This window comes from Actinoplanes sp. NPDC049802 (assembly GCF_040656595.1).
Taxonomy (GTDB): Bacteria; Actinomycetota; Actinomycetes; order Mycobacteriales; family Micromonosporaceae; genus Actinoplanes.
Genome location: NZ_JBFAMR010000004.1, coordinates 40,618 through 64,264, shown reverse-complemented (window position 1 = coordinate 64,264; position 23,647 = coordinate 40,618). Strand labels below are relative to the sequence as shown.

Below are 23,647 nucleotides of genomic sequence, written 5' to 3'. Positions count from 1 at the left end.
GTCAGGATCACGTCCTGACCGAAAGTCGTAGGCGTGCCGGCCGATTTCCGACCCGGGACAGAGGGCCGTGACCCCGGAACGGCGAAGGCTACGAGCCATGACTACGGCTCAGACCGCACCGCCCGCGGGCGCCGCAACGGCCGGTGACGGACGGATCGCGGCCCTGGACGTCCTCCGGGGATTCGCCCTCTGCGGAATCCTGCTCGCCAACGTGAAACCGATCGCGAACAGCGGCGACGTCCTCGGCCCCACCTCCGAATCGGCGCCCGGCATCCTGCACATGCTGGTCGACCAGCGCTTCTTCCCGATCTTCTCGGTCCTCTTCGGGGTGGGATTCACCCTGCTCCTGGACAAGGCGGGAAGCCGTGCGGTCCTGCTCCGCAGAATGCTCGCCCTACTGATGATCGGGCTCGCGCACCTGCTGCTGTTGTGGCGGGGCGACGTGCTGACCGCCTACGCCACCGTCGGCCTGGTGGTCCTGCTGCCGTCGACATGGCTGCCCCGGCGGGTGGTGGCGGTGCTGAGCGGCATCCTGATCGTTCTGTCGGTGACGGTGCTGGGCGGCTGGTACTCGCTGATCCCCGGCCTGCTCCTGCTCGGCTCGGCACTGACCCGCTACGGCGTGACCGCCGGACTCGATCGGCACAGTCGAGTTCCCGCCATCCTCGGTGCGGTCTTCGTGGCCGGCGCGGTCCCCGCGTCGCTGCTCCAATGGCAGGCCGCGCAGGCGGACCCGGACGGTCGACTGTTCCGGATCACCTACCCCCTGGCCGGGCTGCTGACCGCAGGCGCCTACGTCTGCGCCCTGTTGCTGCTGTTGCGAACCCCGCTCCGGCGCCCGCTGGCCGCCGTGTTCACTCCACTCGGCCGGATGGCGCTGACCAACTATCTCTCGGCCACCGTACTGGTCCTGACCGTGGCGGGTCTCGTCGGCGACCTGGACCGCCGGCCGACCGCGATGGTGGTCGTCACCGCGGCCGTCATCCTGTCCGTGCAATGGGTTTGGTCTGCCCTGTGGCTGCGCCGTTTCCGCCAGGGCCCACTGGAATGGCTGTGGCGCTGGGTGACCTGGGCCCACCGGCCGCCACTGATCCGGCGACCGGTCTCAGCCGAGACGTAGGAGGGTCTCCTCGATCTCGCCCTGCCGCGCGTTGGCGAAGGAGACCTCGGTGCCGGTGATCACGAAACCGGCCCTCAGCAGCACCTTGAGAGACGCGGTGTTGTCACTGGCGACCCGGGCGAAGACCGGGCGAACCGGAATCGCTTCCAACAGCAGGGCAAGCGCCCGGCCGGCGATGCCCTGCCCCCAGAAAGCCCGGTCGATCCAGTAGGTCACCTCGGTGTCCCCGTCGACGACGAAGCCGGCGATGCTGCCCACCAGCCGCCCGTCGAGAGTGACCGCCCGCGTCATGACGTCCGGCGACGACCTGATCTTCGCCATGTGCGCGTCGAACGCGGCGCGGTCACCGGGATCCGCGGACGTGAAGGCGGCCATCCGCACCGCCACCGGATCCCGCCCCTGCTCGAACAACGCGTCCAGATCGGAATCCTCGATCGGACGCAGCGCCACCTCGCCCATAAGTGCCCCCTCACTCGTCAGCGGGCGAACCTATCAGGTTCCCGCCAGGCCGAGCCTGTCCCGATCCGGGCCGGCCCGGCGGCGATGGTCACCGGTTCGTAAGAATCAGCGGCCGTCGCGCACGGTCTACTGGGACGGTGATTCGCAGAGTGATCGCCGCCCTCGCCGCCCTCGTCGCCGTCGCCGCGCTGTACTGGTTCCAGCCGTGGAAACTGTTCACCGACCGGACCGTCTCCGAGACACTGCCGCCGGTGGTGTCCATCGAGCCCAGCCTGCCCGCCGGGCCGGGCGGTGGCGAACCGTCCAGAACGCCGTCCCGGAAGGTCGTCGCGCGGGGTGAATTCGTGACGCACGAACACGACACCACCGGCGCAGCGCGGCTGGTCCGGGAAACCGACGGCACCCACCGGCTGGAACTGGTCGGGCTGGACACCAGCAACGGCCCCGACCTGAGGGTGTGGCTCTCCGATCAGCCGGTCCGGGAAGGCCGAGCCGGATGGCACGTCTTCGACGACGGCGACCACGTCGAACTCGGCCGTCTCAAAGGCAACCGCGGCGACCAGTCCTATGCCGTCGGCGCCGATGTCGACCTGGAGAGATTGCGCAGTGTCAGTATCTGGTGCGAGCGGTTCTCGGTGTCGTTCGGCGCGGCCGAGCTGCGCTGACGGCACGACGGCAACGGGCGCCCGGCCCGGCTTGCAGCTCTTGGCGTACTTCCCCTGATATGAGATGCTGCGTGATCGTCTGGGCGAATTGGGCCGGAGCCGGCCGCCGATCGTCTGCTGGAGATCGACTCGTGCCCTTCGATCAGCAGTGGCAGCCTCCAATAGACGGCCGGACTGCCCGGTCCACGCGAGGGAAACACTGCCGATCAGGGGATACGGATACATGTCGTCGTCAGTCCCGCTCCGCCGGAACCGCGCGTACCAGGGGGTTTTCTGGTCGCAGGCGTTCACCGACTTCTGCGAGCAGTTCCTCATCGTCGCGATCGTGTGGGCGACTCTGCATCAGTACGGCGGCGCCCGCATGGGCATCGTGATGGCCGCGTGGGCCGTACCCCGAGGTTTGCTGATGCTCTTCGGCGGGGTCCTCGTGGACCGTCTCGACCGGCGGCGGCTCGCGATCACCGTCGGCGCGTCGCTGGCCGTGCTCAGCGTCGCCGCCGCGCTGGTCACCCGTGCCGAGATCTACGGACTGTGGATCCTGGTGGCGGTCGGTCTGGGCGTCCTCGACGCGCTGCGGTTGCCGGTGGCCGCCAGCATCCTGCCCCAGATCGTCGCCCGGGATCAGCTGGTCGACGCGAACCGGTGGGCGAGCCTGCGGGAGTGGGCCGCCCTGGCCGGTGCGCCCGCGGTCGGTGGCGTGCTGGTCGCGATCGCCGGCGCCGGCGGCACGATGGTCATCACCGCGGTCCTCTACCTGGCGAGCGTCGGGCTCATGCTGCTCGCCCCGCCGCTGCCGCGCCCGGCGGGCGAACCCCGCGCGCACGTCCTGGCCGACCTGCGGGACGGGCTGATGTTCGTAGTGCGGCATCGCGGCCTGCGGATCCTGCTCGTCACGTTCGCGGTGGCGAACCTCTTCATACTCGGCCTTCTCGGGGTGGCCATCCCGGTGTTCGCCAAGGACGTGCTGAACGCCGGGCCGCAGGGGCTCGGTTTCCTCAGCGCGTCGTTCGGGGTGGGCCTGGTGCTCGGCACCCTGGTCTGCACCCGGCTGCCCGGATCCTGGCAGCGGTCGCAGAGCATGGCGCTCGTCCTCTTCGGCGTCAGCGACCTGCTGCTCGCGGCTGTCGGACTCGCGCCCAACCTGGCTCTGGCCTGCACCTTCCATCTAGCCAGCGGCCTGGCCGCCGGACCGGCGGCCACCTTCTACCGGGCGCTGCTGCAGACGCTGCCGCCGGAGAACTACCTGGGCCGGGTCAACAGCATCGCCCGCGCCATGTCGTTCGGGCTCGAACCGGTCTCGACCGCCGGCGTCGGCGCCCTCTCCACCCGCGTCTCCGCCTCGGCGCTGCTGCTGGCCGGCGGCGCCGCGGCGGCCTGCGCCGACCTGGCCGGGGCCGTCCTCAGCCGGCTCACCGGTGTGGAGCCGGCCGCCGCGCCGGAACCCGCGATCGTCACCCCCGGCGAGAAGAAGACCTGATCAGCGGCGGTTCGCCGGGCCGGCTATCGGGCGTTCCGGTTCGCCGGCGGTCGGCCGCACGACCGAAGGACGGGCCCCGGGCGGGGGATGAGGGCCGCCCCGGGCCGCCGTCCGGCTTTCACCGGGTCGGGGCATTGCCGCCGGTCCGCACGTGCGGCGTGCCGGGGAGTTGTGCCAAGGTTTCGCGATGGTGCGATACGTCTTGAACGACCGGTATGAGTTGCGGTCGTTGCTGGGGCGCGGCGGGATGGCCCAGGTCTGGCAGGGATTCGACCGGTGGCTCGGCCGCATGGTGGCGGTCAAGGTGCTGCACGAACGGGTACTGGCCGATCCGTCGGTTCCGGCCCGGTTCGAGCGGGAGGCCCGGACGGTGGCCGGGCTGACCCACCCGAACATCGTGACGCTGCACGACGTCGGCGCCGATCGCGGCGTTCCCTACCTGGTGATGGAACTGGTCGAGGGGCGCAGTCTCGCGGATCTGCTGTCCGCCGGTCCCCTGGACGTCGCCGGGGCGGCCCGGATCGCGGCCCAGGTGTGCGCCGCGCTGGAGGCCGCATCGGCGGCCGGAGTGGTGCACCGGGACATCAAACCGGCCAACATCCTGGTCACCGGCGACGGCCGGGTGAAGGTCTGCGACTTCGGCATCGCCCGGGTGGCCGGAACCGTGCAGGGCGAGCTGACCGGGTCGGCGCAGATGCTCGGCACCAGCACCTACATGGCGCCCGAACAGGTCGCGGGTGGTCCCGTCGACGTTCGCACCGATCTGTACGGCCTGGGCTGCGTCCTCTACGCCATGCTGACCGGGGGACCGCCGTTCACCGGCGACAGCCCGATGCGGATCGCCTGGGACCACGTCGAACGCTCCCCGCAGCCGGTGTCCCGCCATCGTCGCGTGCCGCAGGACCTGGACCGGCTGCTTCTCGCGATGCTCGCGAAGTTCCCCGCCGACCGCCCGTCGGGTCCGGCCGCTGTGCGGGCCGTCCTCGAGAATTTGAACACCGAAGCCACCGGGGAACAGACGGATGCCGAGTCCCTGGAGGCCGTGCGGTCTCCCGCCGTGTCCGGCGGGGGCCCGGAGGCCGTGCGACCTCCCGCCGTGTCCGGCGGGGACCTGGAGGCTGTGCGGTCTCCCGCGGTGACCGGCGGGGACCCGGAAGCCGCTGCCCCGACCGCACCGGAACACGTGACGGCCCGTCCGTCGCGTGCCGGTGGCAGGCGTGGGCGGCTCGTGCTCGCCGGTGTCGCCGCCGTCGTCGGGGCCGGGGCCCTGGCGATGACCACGGCCGGGGCCGGCGATCCCGGCGCGCGGGCCGCACCCGCCCCGAACGGCCCGCCCCCGGCCTCCGCGCCCCCGCGGCCCGGCGCCGCCGAACCGGACGGCACGGCGGCGCGGAACGAGCCCACCCGGGTGATCGGCCCGCGGGCGGGAACCGGCGACATCGACGAGAAGTCGGCCCGCGACCTGATCAAGAAGCTGGAGAAAGAGAACAACGGCAAAGGGCGGAACAACGCGGAGGTACGGCGGAAGCTCAACGAACTACGCCGCACCGGAAAACTCCAGGAAGCCACCTACCAGGCGATTCTCGCCGAACTCGAGTCGTCGGCGATGTGATCAGACGCCACCGTCCACCGCGATCACCTGCCCGGTGACGCCGGTGTTGGCGGCCGAGGCGAGGAACACCACCGGCGCCGCGATCTCGTCGGCCGTCAGCAGCCGGGTCAGCGGAATCGTGTCGGTGTAGCCCTCCGGCAGGGTGTCGGTGATGTGGGTGTTGGCGCGGGTCCGGGTCAGGCCCGGTGACACCACGTTCGTCAGGATGTCACCGGAGCGGCCCAGCGAGAACGCCGCCGAACGGTTGAACCCGTGCAGGGCCGCCTTGGCCGCCCCGTAGTATTCGCCGCCGGCCATGCCGTGGGTGGCGATCGACGACGACACGTGCACGAGGCGGCCCCACCGGCGTTCCCGCATGTGCGGGGTGACGAGACGGCTCAACGCCACGGCGCCCTCGATGTTGTCGCGCAGCACCCGCAGCCACAGGTCGTCCGGCGCGTTCTCGAAACCGCCGGCGCTGTCCGGTGCGGCGGAACCCCAGCGGACCGCGTTGTTGACCAGCACGTCGACCCGGCCGGTCCAGGCCAGCACGCCGTCGACCAGCCGGCGCGCGGACTCGGGGTCGCCCAGCTCGTACCGGAAAGGGCGCCCGCCCAGATCGGCCGCGAGTTTCCCGGCGGCCTCCGCGGCCTCGTGGTAGGTGACCGCCACGTCGGCGCCTTCGGCGGCGAAGCGGCGGGCGATCGGTTCGCCCAGGCCACCGGTGGCGCCGGTGACGATGACGGTACGGCCGTTCAATCCCATGTCCATGAGTCCCACCCTGGCCGGGTGGCCGGCGGACAGGGAGGCCGCGCGGATCCTAGCCCTGATAGGGCCAGGCTGGGGGCTCTGTGGACGGTTAGGGTCGGGGGGTGAGCGAGAACGAGTTGGGGCGATTCCTGCGGGAGCGGCGGGAGGGCACCACTCCGGCGGAGGTCGGTCTTCCGGCGGGGGCACGCAGGCGCACGCCGGGTCTGCGACGTGCCGAGGTCGCCACCTTGGCCGGGGTCAGCGTGGAGTATCTGACACGCCTCGAGCAGGGCCGCGACCGGCATCCGTCACCGGAGGTGCTCAACGCGCTAGCCACCGCGCTGCGGTTCAGCCGGGCCGAGCGGGAGAGCCTGCGATGGCTCGGCAAAGTGGCGGCCGGGGTGATCTGCCCGGCCGGGCACGTGCCCGCTGTGGAGGTGCGGCCGACGGTTCGCGCGCTGCTCTCCAGGCTCGAGCCCGGCCCGGCCGTGGTGCTCAACCGGCTCGGTGACGTGCTGGCCGCCACCAGTGGGTTCGAGGCGCTGTTCCGGCCGATCGGGCTGTTCGACGGGCATCGGCACAACATCCTCCGGTTCGTCATGGTCGATCCGCGGGCGCGTAAGGCGTACCCCGACTGGAATCAGGTGGCCGAAGGCCACATCGCCCAGCTCAAGGGTGAGGTCCGCCGCGGAGATCCGCACGCGCTGGAGCTGGCCGGTGATCTGACGGTGCTGGTGGGGCCGGAGTTCACCGAGCGGATGGCGGCACCCGGCGGGTTCCCGGAGCGGTCCGGTGTGGAGCGGCTCGCGCATCCCGAGGTGGGCGAGTTGCGGCTGGCCTACGAGGTGCTGGATCTGCCGGACGCCGACGAGCAGCGGCTGATCGTGCACCTTCCGGTGGACGCCGTGACCGCGTCCGCGCTGGACCGTCTTTCCGGGCGACGACCGGGCGCGCTGCGCGCCGTGTGAGATCGCCGCCGACGGGGTGTGTCGCGTGCGGGTGTGAGGTCGCCGTCGGCGGGGCTTGTTGCGGGCGGGTGTGAGGTCGCCGTCGGCGGGGCTTGTTGCGGGCGGGTGTGAGATCGGCGTCGGCGGGGCGCGTTGCGGGCGGGTGTGAGATCGGCGTCGGCGGGGCGCGTTGCACGCCGGGTGTGGGATCAGGCCGAAGGCGGGGTGCGGAAGGTGCGCCGGTAGACCTCCGGTGGGACACCGATCGTCCGGTGGAAGTGCCGGCGCAGGGTGGTGGCCGTGCCCATGCCGGCCGCCACGGCGATCGACTCGATACTGTCGCCGGTGGCTTCCAGCAGCTCCTGGGCTCGGCGGATGCGCTGAGTGTGCAGCCACTGCAACGGCGTGGTGCCGGTGATCGCGTGGAAGTGGCGGGCCAGATGCCGGGAGCTCAGGTTCGCCCGCCGGGCCAGGTCCTCGACGGTCAGTGGCTGGTCCAGGCGTTCCATCACCCACTCCAACAGGTCGGTGAGTGGGTGGCCGTCCTGGGCGGGCACGGGAGTGGAGACGAACTGGGCCTGGCCGCCGGCCCGGTGCGGTGGCACGACCAGGCGTCTGGCCACGACGTTGGCGACCGCCGGGCCGTGGTCGCGGCGGACCAGGTGCAGGCACAGGTCCATGGCGGCGGCCTTGCCGGCCGAGGTCAGGACCCGGCCGTTGTCGACGTAGAGGACATCAGGATCCACCTCGATCAGCGGATAGCGGGCGGCCAACTGGCTGGTGTGCGCCCAGTGGGTGGTGGCGCGCAGACCGTCGAGCAGCCCGGCGGCGGCCAGCGCGAACGCGCCGGTGCACAGGGAGACCACCCGGGCGCCGGCCTCGTGTGCCGCGCGGACCGCCTGCACCAGGTCGGCAGGCGGGTCCACCTCGACATCGGCGAGGGCGGGGACGATCACCGTGCCGGCGTGGGCCAGACGGTCCAGGCCGTGATCCGGCTCGACCAGGAAGCGGCCGGCCCGGACCGGATGGGCGCCGCAGACGGACACGTCATACCACGGGCCGGGGAGGGCGTCCGGTTTCGAGCCGAAGACCTCATATGCCAGCGCCAGCTCGAAATGCAGCATGCCGTCGGTGGCGGCGACCGCGACAGAGTTCATGTCGGAAATTGTACGGGCCACGTCGTTCCGGACACTGTCCTGTTTCTTCCGGCCGCGACAGGATCGTGGTCATGGCGAACGAGACGAACGCGAGCGTGGCGGTTTTCGGGGCGTACGGGCACACCGGGCGGTTCGTGGTGGCGGAGCTGCGGGACCGGGGTTACGTGCCGGTGCCGGCCGGCCGTGACCTGGACCGGCTGCGAGCCCTGGAGCAGGGCGAGGTGCGGCAGGCGACGGTCGGCGATCCGGGCTCGCTGGACCGGGCGCTGGCCGGTGCCGCCGCCGTCGTCAACTGCGCCGGCCCGTTCGCGGAGACGGCCGCGCCGCTGGTGGAGGCGGCTCTGCGGGCGGGGATCCCGTACGTCGACGTGGCCGCCGAGATCGAGGCGAACGCCGACACCTTCGCCCGGTTCGCGGATCGTGCCCGGGCGGCGGGCGTCGCGGTGGTTCCGGCCATGGCCTTCTACGGCGGGCTGGGTGACCTGCTGGCCACCGCCGCGATGGGGGATTGGGCCGCCGCCGATGAGGTGCATGTCGCCTACGGGCTGAGCAGCTGGCATCCCACCCCCGGGACGCTGGCGTCGGGGGTCGTCTCCGGGCGGCGCCGGGGTGGCCGCCGGGTGCGGTTCTCCGGCGGGCGGCTGCGGTACCACGACGACGCGCTGCCCACCGTGGAGTGGGACTTCCCGGGGCCGCTCGGCACGCAGCCGGTGATCGGCGAGTTCACCATGGCCGACGTGGTCACCGTGCCCAGCCATCTCGATGTTCCCGAGGTGCGTACCTACATGTCCGCGGTGGCGGCCGCCGACCTGGCCGCGGCCGCCTCGGCGCCGGTGGCCGTCGACGACAGGGGCCGTTCGGCGCAGACGTTCGTCGTCGACGTGGTCGTCCGGTCCGGTGGCGAGCAGCGCCGGATGTCCGCCACGGGGCAGGACATCTACGCGATCACCGCACCGCTCGCGGTCGAGGCCGTCGATCGTCTGCTCACCGGCCGGTCGAAGGCCGTCGGTGTGGTCTCGGCGGGCGCGGCCTTCGACGCCCGCGACTTCCTCGGCGCCCTGACCGGTCATCTGACCTTGCGCACCGCGGCCTGAGATCCGGCCGCCCGGGAAGGACCTCCGCGGCAGCCGGCACCCGGATGCCACCGTGGCGGCATCCGGGTGCCGTCGGTCAGTCCTGCGCGGGTTCGAAACGGAGGTGGTTCAGGGCGTGCCCGTAGCCCGTGCTCGCACTGTTCTTTCCGGTGATGGTGCAGGTGACGGAGGCCCAGCCGGCTTCGCCGATGGTGACCACGCCGACGTCTTTCGACAGGTAGGTGATGGTGGTCGAGTACTGGTCCTGGGGTGCGCCGACGTTCTGGTCGTCCACCGCGTACTGGCAGGTGCCCCGGGTCGGGAACGTCTTGATGCCGGTGATCATTTTGAAGGTGCCACTGTACGGGGCGCGGAACGTGTACTGGACTTTCTGCCCGACCGCGGTGGTGCCGGCCGCGGCGTACCCGATCGCACCTTCGGTGAGCAGGAGCACCTGATTGCCGGTGGGGCTGGTCGGCAGCCGGTCCTCCACCTCGATCTGGAAGCTCGGCGCGGGAAGCAGAGTCAGGCTGTCCACGCCGAAGCTGTAGCCGCCTGCTGTGCCGGCGGCGGTCATGGTGAATGTGATCGTGGCGGTGCCGGCGGTCAGGAACCGGGTGCCGAGGTCGAGCTCCTTGAATCCGAATCCTTCGCCGGCCGCGGAGAGATCGATCGGTGCGCCGATCGCGACGCCGTTCACGGATGCCTGCGCGACTCCACGGGTGGGTCCGTACCGGAGGCGCGGGACGATGCGGTACGGGCCGGATTGCGGAACCGTCAGGGTGTACGTCACGTGGTGACCGGCTGCCGAGGGCTGGAAGACGCGCAGTCTTCCGGCGCTGGCGTCCGGGGCGTCGACCAGGTCCGCGTTTCCGCCGAGGGTGGCCGGGGTGAGTGCTTCGGCTTCGGCGTGGGTGACCGGGGTGAGCACGACGAGTGTGACGGCGTTGGGGGTGAGGGTGAACGTCTTCGGGGTTCCGCCCGGAGCGAGCACGTAATCCTCGACCTGGGCGAGTCCGGCCTTCGCCGGGTCGGCGTGGACGTTGCTGGTCGTGGCGTCGACCAGGTATCGCTGGACCCGGATCTGCCGTCCGGTGAACGACGCCGGCCGGTTGTTGACGGCAAGGGTGACGTCGTGGCCGGCCGTGCCGGTCGACCACTGGTAGTTGGTGGCGAGCACGGCGATGCCGGTGTCGTCGCGGGTGGCGAGTGCGTTGACGCCGATCCCGTCGGTGGTCACGCCGCTGGATGTGGAGCTGATCCGGCGGGTTTTCAGCATGCTCTGCATCTTGACGACGTTGTAGTACGGGTACGGCGTACCCTCCGGCTCCTCGGTGTCCGGATCGCCGGCCTCGGCCGGGCCGATGGCGAGCATCGACTTGCGGCTGGTGTCGCCGAGCGAGGTCGACCAGTGCATCGGCATGTCCATGCCGCCCTCGACGTAGTGCATGCCGAGCGTCGCTACGGCCGCGGCCTGGGTGAGCCGGTCGGTGGCGAGATCGGAGGCGGTGTTGCTGCCGGGGAAGACGCCGTACTCGGTGACGAACACCGGGGTCGTGGTGGTCACGCCCGCCGTGCCGAGCCAGCTCTGGACGTCCTGCTTCTGCTTCTTGACCTTCGCGGGCGTCGCCGCGTTGTGATACTCGTGGTACGAGATGAAGTCCAGCCGCTTGGTGGTGTCGGTGTCGGCGGCGTACAGCGCGAGGAACCGCTTCAGGTAGGTGCCGTCGAACCGGTACATGGCCGGCCCGCCGATACGCAGCGGCACGACCGGATAGAGTTCCGCGTTGAGCTCATTGATGATCGAGTACCCGATCCGGTACCACTGGTAGTAGACGTCGACGTCGTAGTGCCCGTCCTCGCCTTTCTGGACCGGCCAGGTCTTGTCCGGCTCGTTGAAGAACTCGACGTACTGCACCTCGGGATGCCTGAGCTTGTGATGCTTGAGGCCGGCCTTGAGGACCGCGCGGCACTCGGCGGGGTCCTCAAGGGTCATGAGAGACGAGTCGCACTGGCCGAGGTTGATCAGGGTGCGGTCGGAGTAGGTCTTCACCTCGTCCGTCGTGGCGTCGTTCCAGGTGTAGGCGCCCGTGCCGGTGTTGTAGTACCACTCCGGCTTGATCCAGACCCGGCTCACCTTCGGCCCGATCTCGTCCAGCTTGGCCAGGGCGTTCGGGCCGAGCTTGGCGGCGTTGAGGTAGTCGGCCGGGTTGTTGAGGGCACCGAGGTCGGAGCCACCGTCCACGGTGACGACGGTGGTTGTCGCGGCCTGGGCCGGCGTGGGAGTGACGCCGGTCAGCGCCATGACGGGCAGGAGGGCGGCGGCCAGCAAGCGGCCCGCCCGGGATCGACTCATCCACATGAATGCAAGATCATATACAGGCTTCAAGCGATGTGGGGTACGCCGATACACCGTTGCCCGGTGCCGTCGGCGCTTGTCGGCGGGATGCCGGGTCCTTCTCGGACTGAACCCCCGAGCGGCCGGCGGGTCGTTCGCGGTCAGCGCACTAGTGTCCTGAGCCAGAAATTCGGCTACAAAATCGGGCGAGTGACTCGAGGATTTCGTCGGCGGTCTTGGTCCAGATGAACGGGCGTGGGTTGCTGTTCCATTCGGCGATCCACGCTCGGATGTCGGCTTCCAGGGCTTGGATGCTCTTGTGGGCGCCTCGGCGGATCTTCTGGTCGGTGAGGTAGCCGAACCAGCGTTCGACCTGGTTGATCCAGGACGAGCCGGTCGGGGTGAAGTGCATGTGGAAGCGTGGGTGCCGGGCCAGCCAGGCGCGGATCGCCGGGGTCTTGTGGGTGCCGTAGTTGTCGCAGATCAGGTGGATGTCCAGGTCGGCTGGGACGGTCTTGTCGATGGTGAGCAGGAACTTCTTGAACTCGGTGGCCCGGTGTTGGCGGTGCAGTTCGCTGATCACGGTGCCGTCGCTGATGTCGAACGCGGCGAACAGGCTGGTGATCCCGTTGCGGTGGTAGTCGTGGGTGCGCCGTTCCGGCATGCCGGGCATCATCGGTAGCACCGGCTGGGACCGGTCCAGGGCTTGGATCTGGGATTTCTCGTCCACGCACAGCACCACGGCGCGTTCGGGCGGGTGGTGGTAGAGGCCGACCACGTCGACGACCTTCTCCACGAACTGCGGGTCGGTGGACAGTTTGAACGCCTCCGCCCGGTGTGGTTTGAGGCCGAAGTCGCGCCAGATCCGGCCGATCGTGGACTTCGACAGCCCGGACTTGTTCGCCATCGATGCCCGCGACCAGTGGGTGGCGTTGCGCGGGGTCTGTTCCAGGGTGTCGACCACAACCCGTTCGACCTGGTCCAGAGTGATCGACGGCGGCCGGCCCGGCCGTTGCTCATCGATCAGCCCGTCGAGGCGTTCGGTGAGGAACCGGCGCCGCCATTTGCCCACGGTGGACAGGTGTACGCCCAGCCTGCCGGCCACCTCGACGTTCGAGTCGCCCTCGGCACAGGCCAGGATGATCTTCGCCCGCATCGCCAGGACCTGCGCCGACTTCGCCCGCCGCGACCAGCGCAACAACGTCGCGCGTTCCTCGTCGGACAAAGTCAACGGCGCGGTGGGACGCCCAGTTCTCGGCATCCCGCCACGCTACACCCACTTATAAGCCGAATTTCTGGCGCAGAACACTAGCGAGCCTGGTCGAGGGGGATGTCCACACATGCGCCGGGCAGGCCCGCCGCCGGCCATTCGACCAGCACGGTGACGACGTCGCTGTCGGGCCGGTCGAAGAGGAACTCGGCGGTGCACCGGAAATCCGCGTCGCCGCCCGCGATCGACCCGGTCCACATGGTCAGCCGGATCGCCTCGGAGCCGTGCACGGCCGCGATCGACGGTCCCGGTTCGAACGGTGGGCGCCGGCGCGGAACGGCGTCCGCGTGGGCGGCCCGTGCCGCCGTCCCGCGGGCGACGCTGAGGATCTCCATCGACAGGATCCCGCCGATCGCGGTGAGGCGGCGAAGCACGACGACGGCCTGTCCGGCCCGGTGCAGGACGCGCGGCCCGGCGACGATCCACCCGGTCTCGACGTGCGCGGTGCCGAAGATGGACTCGTGCGCCCGGGTGTGCAGCGCCCCGGGAGGCGGCCGCACGTCGACCGGCGCGTCCCAGACGGAGATCTCGCCGCGCTCGGCGGCCACCCGGTCGGGCAGCGGCAGCGCGACGACGGTCTCCGGGAATCCGATCTCCGGCCACGCGAACACCATCGACGCCCGGTCGAACGACGGCGGCAACTCGAGGCCGGCGCGCAGGCTGGGGCCTTCGACGCCCTCGTAGTGGTCGCCGCTCCAGGAGGTCCGGGATCCGCCGTACTGCCAGCGGGCCCGGCCGTCCGGGTCCAGCCAGGCGATCCGCAGGTCCATGCCCTCGTCGTGTTCGGGAAGCAGCCGGCGTGGCGCGGGCGGGGTGAACCGCCCGGCTCTGATGTCGGCCTGCCGTTCGGGGGCGCTGCGCCGGTCGAGGGGGCGGCGTGCCAGCAGGTCCAGCTCCAGGCCGGTCGGCCGGGAGACGGCGAGCACCACGCCGATGCTCAGTTCGGGACGTTCGACGATCAGGCCGCCGCGGTGTGCGAGCACGCCCAATGTCTCCACATGCGACACACGGCGAGCCTAACGTATTGACGAACCCCAGGGATAACCGTTAGACACTATGGATAACCGTTATCCATTGGGGGTGGCATGCAACAGGAAGTGGTCCTGGCGATGCTCGCCAAGGAGCCCTCCCACGGCTACGAGCTGCGCGCCCGGCTGCGCGACGCGCTCGGGCCGCTCGGCGAGGCGATGAACGCCGGGCACGTCTACGTCACCCTGACCCGGCTGGAGAAGGCCGGGCTCCTCACGGTCGAGCGGTCCGCCGACGGCGCCGACCGGGCGGACCGCAAGGTGTATGCGCTGACCCCCGGCGGCCAGCAGCGGGTGGCCGCGTGGATCGCCGAGACGAGCTGGCCGAAACCCGACCTGGCCGAGTTCCATCTGAAACTGATCGCGGCCGCGGCCGCCGGGCTGGCCGACCCGCTGGCCATCGTCGACACCCAGCGCCGCGAGCTGCTGCGCCGGCTACGGGACGCCCAGCGCGCCGCCATGGCCGAGCCGGAACACTCGGCCGCCGCCCTGCTCATCGAGGGCATCGTGCTGCGGCTGCAGGCGGACCTGCGCTGGCTGGAAGCGTGCGAACGGACCTGGACCCACCGAAGGAGCGAGTCATGACCGTCATATTGAGTGCCCGTGGTGTGCGCCGCGACTTCGGCAGCAGGGAAGGCCTCGTCCGGGCGGTGGACGGGGTGGATCTGGACGTCATGGCCGGCGAGACGGTGGCGGTCATGGGGCCCAGCGGCTGCGGCAAGTCCACCCTGCTGCACCTGCTCGGCGGCCTGGACCGGCCCTCCGGCGGGCAGATCACCCTGCACGGCCGCCGGATCGACGACCTCGGCGAGAAGGCGCTGGCCCGGCTGCGGCGCACCGGCGTCGGCTTCGTGTTCCAGTCCTTCCACCTGATGGAGGAGCTGACCGCGGTGGAGAACGTGGAGATGCCCGCCCTGCTGGCCGGCCGCTCCCCGCGGGCCGCCCGCCGTCGCGCCGTCGAGCTGCTGGACCGGGTCGCTCTCGCCGACCGGGCCGGGGCGCTGCCGTCCCAGCTCTCCGGCGGTCAACGGCAGCGGGTCGCGGTCGCCCGGGCGCTGTCCAACGAGCCCGCCGTCATCCTCGCCGACGAACCCACCGGCAATCTTGACAGCGCCGCCACCCTCGACGTGCTCAAGCTCTTCGACAGTCTGCACGACAGCGGGCAGACGCTGGTCATCGTCACCCACGACGCGCGGATCGCGGCCACCGCGGACCGGCTCGTCTCGATGCGCGACGGCGTCCTCATCGATGAGACCCGGCTCACCGGCGGCACCGGTGGACGGCTCGGCAGCCTCGTCGGACTGGAGGACTGAGCCGTGGGCCGCCTGCTTCTCGTCACCCGCCTCGCCGTCCGGGACCTGCGCCGCCGCCCCGCCGAAGCCGTGCTCCTGCTGATCGCCGTCCTCGCCGCCACCAGCACACTCACCCTCGGTCTGGTGCTGCGCGACGCTGCCGGCGACCCCTATCTGAACACCCGGGAGGTGACCCGTGGACCGGACGTGATCGCCTTCGCCGGTCTCGACGCCCTCACCGAGCTGTCCGCCGACCCGGCGATCGTGGCGACAAGCGGTCCCCACCCGGTCGTCGCGTCACGACTGGACGCCTCCGGGCGTACCTCTGATGTGCAGGTCGTCGGGCGCGACGCCGAGGCCGCGGCAGTCGATCAGCCCGCCGTCGTGGCCGGCGTCTGGGTGAACGACGGCGGCGCCGTCCTCGAGGCGGCCTTCGCCGAAGCCCTCGGCGTGCGCCCCGGCGACGAGATCACCCTCGGCGGCCGGCCGTTCCGCGTCGCCGGAACCGCCGTCACCGCCGCCACCGCGCCGTTTCCCGCCTCCACCTGCATGGTCGATGCCGGCTGCCTGCACGGCGCCGTTCCGCGGGACCGGCCGCTGCCGGAGGGACTGCTGCACAATCCCGGCCTCGTCTGGGTCACCCAGGCGGACGCGCGCGGGCTCACCGCCACCTCACAACCCTCCCGGTACGTGCTGAGCGCGCGACTGTCCGACCCGGAACAGACCCGGGAGTTCCTCGACCGGCACCTCGCCACCGGCGCCGAGATCCCGGTCGGCATGGCCTCCTGGCAGGAGATCCGCGCCGAGGCCACCGAGCTGGCCCGGGACTCGCAGATCCTGCTGATGATCGGCGCCTGGCTGCTCGGCCTGCTCGCCACTGCCAGCCTCGCCGTGCTGGTCGGTGGGCGGATGGCCGACCAGACCCGGCGGGTCGGTCTGCTCAAGGCGGTCGGCGGCACCCCGGGTCTGGTCGCCGCCGTGCTGCTGGCCGAATACCTGCTGATCGCCCTGATCGCGGCCGCGGCCGGACTGGCGATCGGCACACTGTCCGCGCCGCTGCTGGTCGAACCGGGCGCCGGCCTGCTCGGCACGCCCGGCACACGGCCGCTCACCCTGACCACGGCCGCCGTGGTGACCGGGGTGGCGCTGACCGTGGCGGTTCTGGCCACCCTCGTCCCGGCGGTGCGGGCGGCACGCACCAGCACGGTCGGCGCGCTCGCGGACACCCCGCGGCCACCGCGCCGGGTCGGCTGGGTGATCGGGCTGTCCGGGCGCATGCCCGTACCCCTGCTTCTCGCCCTGCGGGTGGCCAGCCGGCGGCCGCGACGGGCGCTGCTGGCCGTCGCCGCCGTCGCCGTCACCGTGAGCGGCGTCTACGTCGCGCTGATCCTGGACGGATTCCTCACCGGGGAGCCGATGGCCGCCGGCTACACCGCGCACCAGGTGGCGGCGCTGCGCCGGGTGCTGCTGGTGTGGACGGTGATCCTGCTCTGCCTGACCGCGGTCAACGCCGTCGTCATCACGTGGGCGACCGTGCTCGACAACCGGCGCTCGTCGGCGCTGGCCCGCGCGCTCGGCGCCACCCCCGGTGAGGTGAGCATGGCGCTCGGCGCGGCGCAGGTGCTGCCCGCCCTGGGCGGCGCGATCCTCGGCGTCTTCCCGTGCGGGTACCTGGTCTTCGCCGCGGTCATGGCCGCCACCGGCGGGGACGGGGACCGGGCCACCCAGCCGTCGATCGGGCAGCTCGCCACCGTGGTGCTGGTGACGGTGCTGGTGGTGGGCGCGCTCACCGCCGTCCCGGCCCGGCTCGGCGCGCGGCGGCCGGTCACCGCGAGCCTCCAGGACTGACCAGGAATCGACCACTGGCCATGTCCGGCTACTGTGTCGGGCATGGCCGGTGAGGATCCCCGCACGCTGGGCTACCGAGTTCTGCTCACGGTGCTGTTCACCGGCGGAGTGCTGTGGCCGCTGTCCGAGGCCCACTGGTGGATGTCGCGCACCGGCCGACGTCACCGGATTCTCGCGCCGGATGATCACGACACGCCGGTGGGGAGGTCCGTTTGAGCGGCGAAGGCGCTACCTTTCCGCTCATGCCAGACGGATCCCGGGAAAGCCGCGACCTCGAACTCGGGGCCGCCATGCGCTCCTGGGCCCAGACGCGAGAGGGGCTGCTCCAGACCCGGCTCGACGGACCGTTCGGCGCGGGCGAGCTGGAGCCCACCTGGATTCTGACCATCTCCGGCGAGCATCTCGAAGCCGTGATCGTCCTCTTTCACGGCCCGCGCGTCGAGGTGACCGTGGTGTGGTTCTCCGCCAAGGAGGACGGCGTCTACTCCGGCCGGGAAGCCGACATCACGCCGGCCCGGCTCGCCGGGATGCTGGAGGACGTCGTCGCGATGGAATGCGGCGCCGCGGCCCCGTTCTGGCTCAGGCCGGTGCCGGAGGGCTGAGCACGACAGTACAGCGACGGGTGTACTGTTTCCGCCGTGGAGATCCTGACTCACGCCGCGGTGCTGGCCCGGTTCGGGCACGCGCTGTCGGATGCGACCCGGGCCCGGCTGCTGCTCGCGCTGCGGGACGGTCCCGGCTACCCGGCCCAGCTGGCCGAGCTGCTCGGCACCACCCGGCAGAACCTGTCCAACCACCTCACCTGCCTGCGCGGCTGCGGCCTCGTGGTGGCCGTGCCCGAGGGACGCCGGGTCCGCTACGAGCTGGCCGATCCACGGCTCGCCCACGCGCTCGGCGACCTGCTCGGCGTGGTGCTCGCCGTCGACCCGGCGACCTGCCCGGACTGCGCGGAGAACGGATGCTGCCGATGACCGTCACCATGCAACGGCGGGAGCTGCTGCGACGCCGGGTGCGGCTGCTGGTCGCGGCCACCATCGCGTACAACGTGGTCGAGGCGGTCGTGGCGATCACCGCGGGGACGATCGCGTCGTCAACCGCGCTCATCGGCTTCGGGCTGGACTCGGTCATCGAGGTGTCCTCGGCCGCCGCGGTGGCCTGGCAGTTCGCCGGGCGCGACCCGGAGGCGCGGGAGCGGACGGCGCTGCGGATCATCGCGGTGTCGTTCTACGCCCTGGCCGCCTACGTGACCGTCGAGTCGGTGCGGGCGCTGGCCGGAGGCGCCGAGGCCGGGCACTCGACCGTCGGGCTGGCGCTGGCGGCACTGTCCCTGGCGGTGATGCCGGGCCTGTCCTACGCGCAGCGCCGGGCCGGGCGGGAGCTGGGTTCCCGGTCCGCGGTCGCCGACTCCAAGCAGACGCTGCTCTGCACGTACCTCTCGGGTGTGCTGCTGGTGGGCCTGGGGTTGAACAGCCTGTTCGGATGGTCCTGGGCCGACCCGGTCGCGGCCCTGGTGATCGCGGCCGTCGCGGTGCGGGAGGGCCGCGAGGCCTGGCGCGGCGACACGTGCTGTAGCGTCCCGGCGTCCGCGGACGACGGCTGCGGACCGGATTGTGACTGCTGCTGAGAGGCCCGCACCGTGATCATCCGACCGATGCGCGCCGACGACGCCGGCGCGGTGCTGCGGATTTACCAGGCCGGACTGGACGGTGGGAACGCCAGCTTCGAGCGGACCGCCCCCACCTGGGACGTCTTCGACAAGGCGAGACTGCCCGGCCACCGGATCGTCGCCGTCGACGGTGACACGCTGCTCGGCTGGGTGGCGGTGTCGCCGGTGTCCGCGCGGGCCGTCTACGCGGGCGTGGTCGAGCACTCGATCTACGTCGATCCCGCGGCTCGGGGGCGCGGCGCCGGGCGGCAGCTGCTGCTCGCCCTGGTCGCCTCCACCGAGGCCGCCGGCATCTGGACCATCCAGTCCGGTGTGTTCCCGGAGAACACCGCGAGTCTGAGACTCCACCACGGGTGCGGGTTCCGGACGGTCGGCGTCCGCGAGCGGGTGGCCCGGCACGGCGACCGCTGGCGCGACGTCGTGCTGCTCGAACGGCGCAGCCCGCACATCGACTGACGCACCGGCCGCGGCGGGCCCGGCCGCACCTGCATGGTCGCGCGTTGCGAGCCTCACCCGGTTGTGCCGGCGCGGTTCGCGTCGGTCCCGCCTCTCGGGCCTCACCGTGCCTCGGTGGCTGCGTGAGTCCGTGTCTTGGGCCTCACCGTGTCTCGGTGGCTGCGTGAGTCCGTGTCGCGGGCCTCACCGCGTCTCGGCGGCTGCGTCAGTCCGTGTCTCGGGCCTCACCGCGCCGTGTCGGCACGGTTCGCGGCACGGCGCTCACCCGGACGGGGCGGTGTGCTGTTTCGTCTCGGCGAGGCGGGCCACCACGCGGTCGGAGATCTCGGCGAGCGTGGCCAGTTGGTCGGCGGTCAGCACGTCGCCGAAGTAGCGGGCGACGGCCGCCTCGTGACAGGCCCGGGCCGCGGCGATCTGCTCGCGGCCCCGGCCGGTGACGCGGATCATCGCGCCCGGCTCCTTGGCGATCAGGCCGCGCTCCTCCATCCGTCGCAGCTGATGCGACAACCGCGACTTCTCCCACTCGAGGCCGCAGCGCAGCGCCACCGACCGGACGCTCTCCTCGCCGGCCTGTGACAGGAAGAACAGGATGTCGAAGTCCGCCTCGGACAGGCCGGTGTCCCTGCTCAGCTCGCGGTTTATCCGGCCGTTGAGCTGGGTGCGCATGCGCTGCCACGCCAGCCAGGCGGCGGAGACGTCGGTGGGGGCGGTCACGCTCGAATCATACGGCGGTTGGCATCCGAGCCGATGTTGATGTATCAACTAGTTGACACGTCAACTCCTGTCCCGAAGGGGCCCGCGATGAATCTGAGGCACCGCCTCCGGATCGGCGCGCTAGTCACCCACGACGCCGCCGACGTCGCGCCGCACGCCGAAGCCGCCGGCTACGACCTGATCGCGGCGACCGGCCCGGACGCGTGGACCACGCTGAGCTGGATCGCCGGCCGCACCACCGGCATCCGCCTGCTGGCCGCGGGCCTCACCGTGCCCGGCCACAACGCCGCCGGTCTTGCCGCGCTCGGCCACGATCCTGCCGGTCTCGCCGGTCTTGCCGCGCTCGGCCACGATCCTGCCGGTCTCGCCGGTCTTGCCGCGCTCGGCCACGATCCTGCCGGTCTCGCCGCGCTCGGACAGGACCCCGCGATGCTCGCCCGTTCGGCCGCCTCGCTCGATCTGCTCTCCGGCGGACGCCTGGAGATCGCCCTGACCGGCGAGCCGGGCGTCCTCACCGAGGCGATCGAGATCATCCGCGGGCTGCACGACACCGCGCGACCAGGCCCGTTGCGCCACCCCGGCCCGCGCTTCCGTATCCCGGGCACCCAGCGCGGCCCCGAGCCCGCCCACCGCATCCCCGTCGCGATCATGGGCCCGCTCTCCGACGGCCTGATCGCGGTGGCCGACGGATGGCTCGCCACGACGCCCGGTGAACTGCGCGACCACGGCAAGGCGCTCGACGACGCCGCTGTCGCCGCCGGCCGGGAACCCGGCGAGATCCGGCGCCTTCTCGTCGTACCCCCGGATCTCGGCCAGGGTGATCTGCTCGAACTCGTCATGGAGCACGGCGTCGACACCCTCCTGATCCCGGTCGTGGAAGCGGCCGATCTCGGCCGCTTCGCGCCGGGCGAGCTTCGCGACGCGGTCGCCCGGCTGCGGCCACATCCGGTGCCGGCCGTTTTCAAACCCGCATCGGTACGCGCGAAACGCCACCCCGGCATCAAGTACGACGCGATCCCCGGCTCCCTCGCCGAGACCGCGATCGAGCCCGGCGACCCCGGCTACCGGCGGGTCCGGTCCACCTACCTGCGCGGCGGCGCCCCCGGCCTGGTCCTGCGCCCGCGCACGGTGACCGAGGTGGCCGACGCCCTCGCGTTCGCCCGCGCCCACCCGCACCTGCCGTTCGGTGTGCGCAGCCGCGGCCACGGCATCAGCGGCCGCTCCACCAACGACGGCGGCCTGGTCGTGAGCGTCGCCGCCCTGGACGGCATCGAGATCCTGGACGAGTCCCGCCGCCTGGTCCGGATCGGCCCCGGCGCCCGCTGGACGGACGTCGCCCAGGCGCTGGCCCCGTACGGATGGGCGATCACCTCCGGCGACTACGGCGGCGTGGGGGTCGGCGGTCTGGCCACCGCGGGCGGCATCGGCTGGCTGGCCCGCGAACACGGTCTGACCATCGACAAGCTGGTCGCCGCGGAGATGGTGCTGGCCGACGGCAGTACGGTCCGCGTCTCCGCCACCGAGAACCCCGACCTGTTCTGGGCGGTCCGCGGCGCGGGCGCCAACTTCGGCATCGTCACGTCCTTCGAGTTCGAGGCCGACGAGGTGGGCGATGTCGGGTTCGCGCGGTTCGCGGTCGGCGCCGACGATCCGGCCGCGCTGCTGGTCCGCTGGGGGAGGGCGATCGAGGAGGCGCCCCGCGACCTGTCCGGGCAGCTGATTCTCGGACGGCCGCGCCGCGGGCAGCCGAACATCGCCCAGCTCGTGGCGGTGGTCGACGCCGGCGATCCGCGGACCGTCGTGGACCGGCTGCAACCGATCGCCGGGGTGGGGCCGCTCTACGACCAGAACGTGGTGCTCACCCCGTACGCCGGGATCATGGCCAACGCGTCCCCGGCCGACCACGACGGCCACGGCGAGCCGGTCTCCCGGTCCGCGCTGGTCGAGCACCTGACGCCGGAGTTCGCCGAGGCGGCCGCCCGGCTGCTGGACAGCGGCGCGATCCACTGGTTCCAGATCCGTACGGTGGGCGGCGCGGTCGCCGACGTGCCGGCCGACGCGACCGCCTACGCCCACCGGTCCGCCAACTTCTCGATCGTCGTGATGGGCGCCGACGAGCGCCGCCTCGACGCCGCCTGGGCCGGACTGCGCGACCACTTCGACGGCCTGTATCTCAACTTCGAGACCGGGCGGGGTGCGGCGTACCTGAACGACGCCTTCCCGCCCGCGACGCTGGCCCGGCTGCGGGAGCTCAAGCGCCGCTACGACCCCGGCAACCTGTTCCGGGACAACTTCAACATCGAACCTGGGGGTACGCGATGACCGACTACGGTCACGATCTGCTCTTCGGCGTCTTCGTCACGCCCACCGCTGAGCCGGCCCGGCAGGCCGTCGACGCCGCCGTCGCCGCCGACCGGGCCGGACTCGACCTGGTCACCTTCCAGGACCATCCGTACGTGGCGCGGTTCGCCGACACGTGGACGCTCATGTCGTATGTGGCCGCCCGTACCGAGAGGATCCGGATCAGCGGCAACGTCATGAGCCTGCCGATGCGGCCGCCCGCCGTGCTGGCCCGCTCGCACGCGGCCCTGGACCGGCTCACCGGCGGCCGCGTCGAGCTCGGCCTCGGCGCCGGCGCGTTCTGGGACGGCATCGAGGGCATGGGCCAGCGCCGCCTCACCCCCGGCCAGGCCGTGGACGCCCTCGACGAGGCGATCCAGGTGATCCGGGCGGTGTGGGACGCCGGCCGGCCCGGCGGCGTCCGCTTCGACGGGACCTACTACCGGGCGGACGGCGCCAAACGCGGTCCCGCCCCGGCCCACGACATGAAGATCTGGGTCGGCGCCTACAAGCCGCGGATGCTGCGCCTGGTCGGCCGCGCCGCCGACGGTGTGCTGCCGTCGCTGTCCTACCTGCCGGGCGGCGTCGACGACTATGCGCAGATCAACCGGCACATCGACGGCGCCGCGACCGCCGCGGGCCGCGACCCGGCCGCCGTACGGCGCCTGCTCAACATCAACGGCACGTTCGCGCCCACCGGGTCCGGCCTCCTCGACGGACCGCCCGAGCAGTGGGCCGAGGAACTGGCCGGAATGACCCTGGAACACGGGATCAGCACGTTCATCCTGGCCACCGACGATCCCGCCGTCATCGCCACCTACGCCGCGGAGGTGGCGCCGGCGGCCCGTGAGCTGGTCGCCGCGGAACGTTGCTGAACCTTCACCCGAGATCTCGCGGGTCACGAGGATGTCCGCTCCGCTGTGGAGGCGGCGCTGATCTAGTCGGTCGTGTCGCCGAGGGCGATCAGGATCGTGCGCAGGGCGTCGATGGCGGCCCGGGTGGTTTCCGGGGGCACGTCGCGCAGGCGGGCCGCCTGGGCGGCGCTCGCGGCACGGACCGCCTCCTCGGCCTTGGTGACGCCGGCGGGGGAGAGCCGGACCCACGAGCTACGGGCGTCGGACGGGTCGGGGTCGCGCTCGACGAGGCCGGCGAGCGTGAGGCGGCGCAGCACGTTGCTGGTGCCGCCGGAGGTGAGGGCGAGCCGCTGGGTGAGGGCGGACGGCCGCAGCCGGTAGGGGTCGCCGGCGGCACGCAGCACGGCGAGGATGTCGTACTCCGCCTTGGTCAGGCCGAGCCGTGCGAGTTTGGCCTCGACAGGGGCGTTGAGCAGGGCGGACAGCCGGGCGGCCCGTTTGCTGATCTCCAGCTCGGCACCCACCACGCCGGGCAGCTCGGCGGTCCACGCCTCGGAGATGTCGTCCACCACGTCCCTGGCCACCGTGCCATCCTACTTGCG

At 71.8% G+C, this 23,647-nt stretch carries 24 protein-coding genes; 16 read left to right on the top strand and 8 right to left on the bottom strand.

What is annotated here, in order from left to right:
* Positions 1 to 97 precede the first annotated feature (97 nt).
* A complete protein-coding gene (locus AB0I88_RS04215) occupies positions 98 to 1,120 on the top strand; it encodes a DUF418 domain-containing protein (protein ID WP_361018089.1) in 1,023 nt (340 codons plus the stop codon).
* Here AB0I88_RS04215 and AB0I88_RS04210 read toward each other — a convergent pair.
* Entirely contained in the window at positions 1,106 to 1,579 is a 474-nt protein-coding gene (locus tag AB0I88_RS04210) for a GNAT family N-acetyltransferase (RefSeq protein ID WP_361018088.1), read from the bottom strand. The two genes, AB0I88_RS04215 and AB0I88_RS04210, sit on opposite strands and share 15 nt — an antisense overlap.
* Positions 1,580 to 1,716: 137 nt before the next feature.
* On the opposite strand from AB0I88_RS04210, the gene AB0I88_RS04205 reads away from it, so the two are divergent.
* The 3 genes from AB0I88_RS04205 to AB0I88_RS04195 all read left to right on the top strand — a co-directional run bounded on the left by AB0I88_RS04205 (position 1,717) and on the right by AB0I88_RS04195 (position 5,333).
* Complete coding sequence (locus AB0I88_RS04205; protein ID WP_361018086.1) at positions 1,717 to 2,244, top strand: DM13 domain-containing protein; 528 nt, start codon at positions 1,717 to 1,719, stop codon at positions 2,242 to 2,244.
* 223 nt (positions 2,245 to 2,467) lie between these two features.
* Positions 2,468 to 3,721, top strand: a complete 1,254-nt coding sequence (locus AB0I88_RS04200; protein WP_361018084.1) for an MFS transporter — start codon at positions 2,468 to 2,470, stop codon at positions 3,719 to 3,721.
* A 187-nt stretch (positions 3,722 to 3,908) separates the two neighbouring features.
* On the top strand, positions 3,909 to 5,333 hold the full coding sequence (locus tag AB0I88_RS04195) for a serine/threonine-protein kinase (protein ID WP_361018083.1): 1,425 nt from the start codon (positions 3,909 to 3,911) through the stop codon (positions 5,331 to 5,333).
* Here the strand turns inward: AB0I88_RS04195 and AB0I88_RS04190 are convergent, their stop codons facing one another.
* On the bottom strand, positions 5,334 to 6,083 hold the full coding sequence (locus tag AB0I88_RS04190; protein ID WP_361018081.1) for an SDR family oxidoreductase: 750 nt from the start codon (positions 6,081 to 6,083) through the stop codon (positions 5,334 to 5,336).
* Between the two features lie 101 nt (positions 6,084 to 6,184).
* On the opposite strand from AB0I88_RS04190, the gene AB0I88_RS04185 reads away from it, so the two are divergent.
* Positions 6,185 to 7,030 carry a helix-turn-helix transcriptional regulator gene (locus AB0I88_RS04185; RefSeq protein ID WP_361018079.1) on the top strand — a complete coding sequence of 282 codons (846 nt, stop codon included), beginning with the start codon at positions 6,185 to 6,187 and terminating at the stop codon, positions 7,028 to 7,030.
* A 188-nt stretch (positions 7,031 to 7,218) separates the two neighbouring features.
* On the opposite strand, the gene AB0I88_RS04180 is transcribed toward AB0I88_RS04185, so the two are convergent.
* Positions 7,219 to 8,166 (bottom strand): helix-turn-helix domain-containing protein, encoded by a 948-nt coding sequence (locus AB0I88_RS04180; RefSeq protein WP_361018077.1) that lies wholly within the window; start codon positions 8,164 to 8,166, stop codon positions 7,219 to 7,221.
* Between the two features lie 71 nt (positions 8,167 to 8,237).
* On the opposite strand from AB0I88_RS04180, the gene AB0I88_RS04175 reads away from it, so the two are divergent.
* A complete protein-coding gene (locus AB0I88_RS04175; protein ID WP_361018075.1) occupies positions 8,238 to 9,260 on the top strand; it encodes a saccharopine dehydrogenase NADP-binding domain-containing protein in 1,023 nt (340 codons plus the stop codon).
* A 76-nt stretch (positions 9,261 to 9,336) separates the two neighbouring features.
* Here AB0I88_RS04175 and AB0I88_RS04170 read toward each other — a convergent pair whose 3' ends face one another.
* From AB0I88_RS04170 to AB0I88_RS04160, 3 genes are all read right to left on the bottom strand, one after another.
* Positions 9,337 to 11,595, bottom strand: a complete 2,259-nt coding sequence (locus AB0I88_RS04170) for a hypothetical protein (RefSeq protein WP_361018073.1) — start codon at positions 11,593 to 11,595, stop codon at positions 9,337 to 9,339.
* Between the two features lie 151 nt (positions 11,596 to 11,746).
* Positions 11,747 to 12,838 (bottom strand): IS630 family transposase, encoded by a 1,092-nt coding sequence (locus AB0I88_RS04165; RefSeq protein ID WP_361018071.1) that lies wholly within the window; start codon positions 12,836 to 12,838, stop codon positions 11,747 to 11,749.
* A gap of 47 nt (positions 12,839 to 12,885) precedes the next feature.
* Positions 12,886 to 13,854: a hypothetical protein gene (locus AB0I88_RS04160; RefSeq protein ID WP_361018069.1), complete on the bottom strand. Its 969-nt coding sequence runs from the start codon at positions 13,852 to 13,854 to the stop codon at positions 12,886 to 12,888.
* 78 nt (positions 13,855 to 13,932) lie between these two features.
* Here AB0I88_RS04160 and AB0I88_RS04155 point away from each other — a divergent pair, with 78 nt between their 5' ends.
* The 8 genes from AB0I88_RS04155 to AB0I88_RS04120 are packed head-to-tail and all read left to right on the top strand — an operon-like array spanning position 13,933 to position 19,137.
* Positions 13,933 to 14,460 (top strand): PadR family transcriptional regulator, encoded by a 528-nt coding sequence (locus tag AB0I88_RS04155; RefSeq protein WP_361018068.1) that lies wholly within the window; start codon positions 13,933 to 13,935, stop codon positions 14,458 to 14,460.
* Complete coding sequence (locus AB0I88_RS04150; RefSeq protein ID WP_361018066.1) at positions 14,457 to 15,188, top strand: ABC transporter ATP-binding protein; 732 nt, start codon at positions 14,457 to 14,459, stop codon at positions 15,186 to 15,188. Before AB0I88_RS04155 ends, AB0I88_RS04150 begins: the two co-directional genes overlap by 4 nt.
* Before the next feature lie 3 nt (positions 15,189 to 15,191).
* Positions 15,192 to 17,015, top strand: a complete 1,824-nt coding sequence (locus AB0I88_RS04145; RefSeq protein ID WP_361018065.1) for an FtsX-like permease family protein — start codon at positions 15,192 to 15,194, stop codon at positions 17,013 to 17,015.
* A gap of 42 nt (positions 17,016 to 17,057) precedes the next feature.
* Complete coding sequence (locus tag AB0I88_RS04140) at positions 17,058 to 17,231, top strand: hypothetical protein (RefSeq protein WP_361018063.1); 174 nt, start codon at positions 17,058 to 17,060, stop codon at positions 17,229 to 17,231.
* A 26-nt stretch (positions 17,232 to 17,257) separates the two neighbouring features.
* Positions 17,258 to 17,617, top strand: a complete 360-nt coding sequence (locus AB0I88_RS04135; RefSeq protein ID WP_361018061.1) for a hypothetical protein — start codon at positions 17,258 to 17,260, stop codon at positions 17,615 to 17,617.
* Between the two features lie 36 nt (positions 17,618 to 17,653).
* Positions 17,654 to 17,986, top strand: a complete 333-nt coding sequence (locus tag AB0I88_RS04130; RefSeq protein WP_361018059.1) for a metalloregulator ArsR/SmtB family transcription factor — start codon at positions 17,654 to 17,656, stop codon at positions 17,984 to 17,986.
* On the top strand, positions 17,974 to 18,639 hold the full coding sequence (locus AB0I88_RS04125) for a cation transporter (RefSeq protein WP_361018058.1): 666 nt from the start codon (positions 17,974 to 17,976) through the stop codon (positions 18,637 to 18,639). The genes AB0I88_RS04130 and AB0I88_RS04125 overlap by 13 nt, the downstream gene beginning before the upstream one ends.
* Positions 18,640 to 18,651: 12 nt before the next feature.
* Positions 18,652 to 19,137 carry an N-acetyltransferase family protein gene (locus tag AB0I88_RS04120; protein ID WP_361018056.1) on the top strand — a complete coding sequence of 162 codons (486 nt, stop codon included), beginning with the start codon at positions 18,652 to 18,654 and terminating at the stop codon, positions 19,135 to 19,137.
* 261 nt (positions 19,138 to 19,398) lie between these two features.
* On the opposite strand, the gene AB0I88_RS04115 is transcribed toward AB0I88_RS04120, so the two are convergent.
* Positions 19,399 to 19,851 (bottom strand): MarR family winged helix-turn-helix transcriptional regulator, encoded by a 453-nt coding sequence (locus AB0I88_RS04115; protein ID WP_361018054.1) that lies wholly within the window; start codon positions 19,849 to 19,851, stop codon positions 19,399 to 19,401.
* 87 nt (positions 19,852 to 19,938) lie between these two features.
* Here AB0I88_RS04115 and AB0I88_RS04110 point away from each other — a divergent pair, with 87 nt between their 5' ends.
* Together AB0I88_RS04110 and AB0I88_RS04105 are read left to right on the top strand one after the other, a co-directional pair.
* Positions 19,939 to 22,173, top strand: coding sequence for an FAD-binding protein (locus tag AB0I88_RS04110; protein WP_361018052.1), 2,235 nt, complete (start codon positions 19,939 to 19,941; stop codon positions 22,171 to 22,173).
* Complete coding sequence (locus AB0I88_RS04105) at positions 22,170 to 23,066, top strand: LLM class flavin-dependent oxidoreductase (protein ID WP_361018050.1); 897 nt, start codon at positions 22,170 to 22,172, stop codon at positions 23,064 to 23,066. The genes AB0I88_RS04110 and AB0I88_RS04105 overlap by 4 nt, the downstream gene beginning before the upstream one ends.
* A gap of 62 nt (positions 23,067 to 23,128) precedes the next feature.
* Here the strand turns inward: AB0I88_RS04105 and AB0I88_RS04100 are convergent, their stop codons facing one another.
* Positions 23,129 to 23,629 (bottom strand): MarR family transcriptional regulator, encoded by a 501-nt coding sequence (locus AB0I88_RS04100; protein ID WP_361018048.1) that lies wholly within the window; start codon positions 23,627 to 23,629, stop codon positions 23,129 to 23,131.
* Positions 23,630 to 23,647: the final 18 nt, after the last annotated feature.

Excerpts from the sequence above, each read along its gene's own strand:
- AB0I88_RS04215 (WP_361018089.1), top strand. The coding sequence starts at position 98 with ATGACTACGGCTCAGACCGCACCGCCCGCGGGCGCCGCAACGGCCGGT.
- AB0I88_RS04210 (WP_361018088.1), bottom strand. The coding sequence starts at position 1,579 with ATGGGCGAGGTGGCGCTGCGTCCGATCGAGGATTCCGATCTGGACGCG.
- AB0I88_RS04200 (WP_361018084.1), top strand. The coding sequence starts at position 2,468 with ATGTCGTCGTCAGTCCCGCTCCGCCGGAACCGCGCGTACCAGGGGGTT.
- AB0I88_RS04195 (WP_361018083.1), top strand. The coding sequence starts at position 3,909 with ATGGTGCGATACGTCTTGAACGACCGGTATGAGTTGCGGTCGTTGCTG.
- AB0I88_RS04190 (WP_361018081.1), bottom strand. The coding sequence starts at position 6,083 with ATGGACATGGGATTGAACGGCCGTACCGTCATCGTCACCGGCGCCACC.
- AB0I88_RS04180 (WP_361018077.1), bottom strand. The coding sequence starts at position 8,166 with ATGAACTCTGTCGCGGTCGCCGCCACCGACGGCATGCTGCATTTCGAG.
- AB0I88_RS04175 (WP_361018075.1), top strand. The coding sequence starts at position 8,238 with ATGGCGAACGAGACGAACGCGAGCGTGGCGGTTTTCGGGGCGTACGGG.
- AB0I88_RS04170 (WP_361018073.1), bottom strand. The coding sequence starts at position 11,595 with ATGAGTCGATCCCGGGCGGGCCGCTTGCTGGCCGCCGCCCTCCTGCCC.
- AB0I88_RS04165 (WP_361018071.1), bottom strand. The coding sequence starts at position 12,838 with ATGCCGAGAACTGGGCGTCCCACCGCGCCGTTGACTTTGTCCGACGAG.
- AB0I88_RS04155 (WP_361018068.1), top strand. The coding sequence starts at position 13,933 with ATGCAACAGGAAGTGGTCCTGGCGATGCTCGCCAAGGAGCCCTCCCAC.
- AB0I88_RS04150 (WP_361018066.1), top strand. The coding sequence starts at position 14,457 with ATGACCGTCATATTGAGTGCCCGTGGTGTGCGCCGCGACTTCGGCAGC.
- AB0I88_RS04140 (WP_361018063.1), top strand. The coding sequence starts at position 17,058 with ATGGCCGGTGAGGATCCCCGCACGCTGGGCTACCGAGTTCTGCTCACG.
- AB0I88_RS04135 (WP_361018061.1), top strand. The coding sequence starts at position 17,258 with ATGCCAGACGGATCCCGGGAAAGCCGCGACCTCGAACTCGGGGCCGCC.
- AB0I88_RS04125 (WP_361018058.1), top strand. The coding sequence starts at position 17,974 with ATGCTGCCGATGACCGTCACCATGCAACGGCGGGAGCTGCTGCGACGC.
- AB0I88_RS04110 (WP_361018052.1), top strand. The coding sequence starts at position 19,939 with ATGAATCTGAGGCACCGCCTCCGGATCGGCGCGCTAGTCACCCACGAC.
- AB0I88_RS04105 (WP_361018050.1), top strand. The coding sequence starts at position 22,170 with ATGACCGACTACGGTCACGATCTGCTCTTCGGCGTCTTCGTCACGCCC.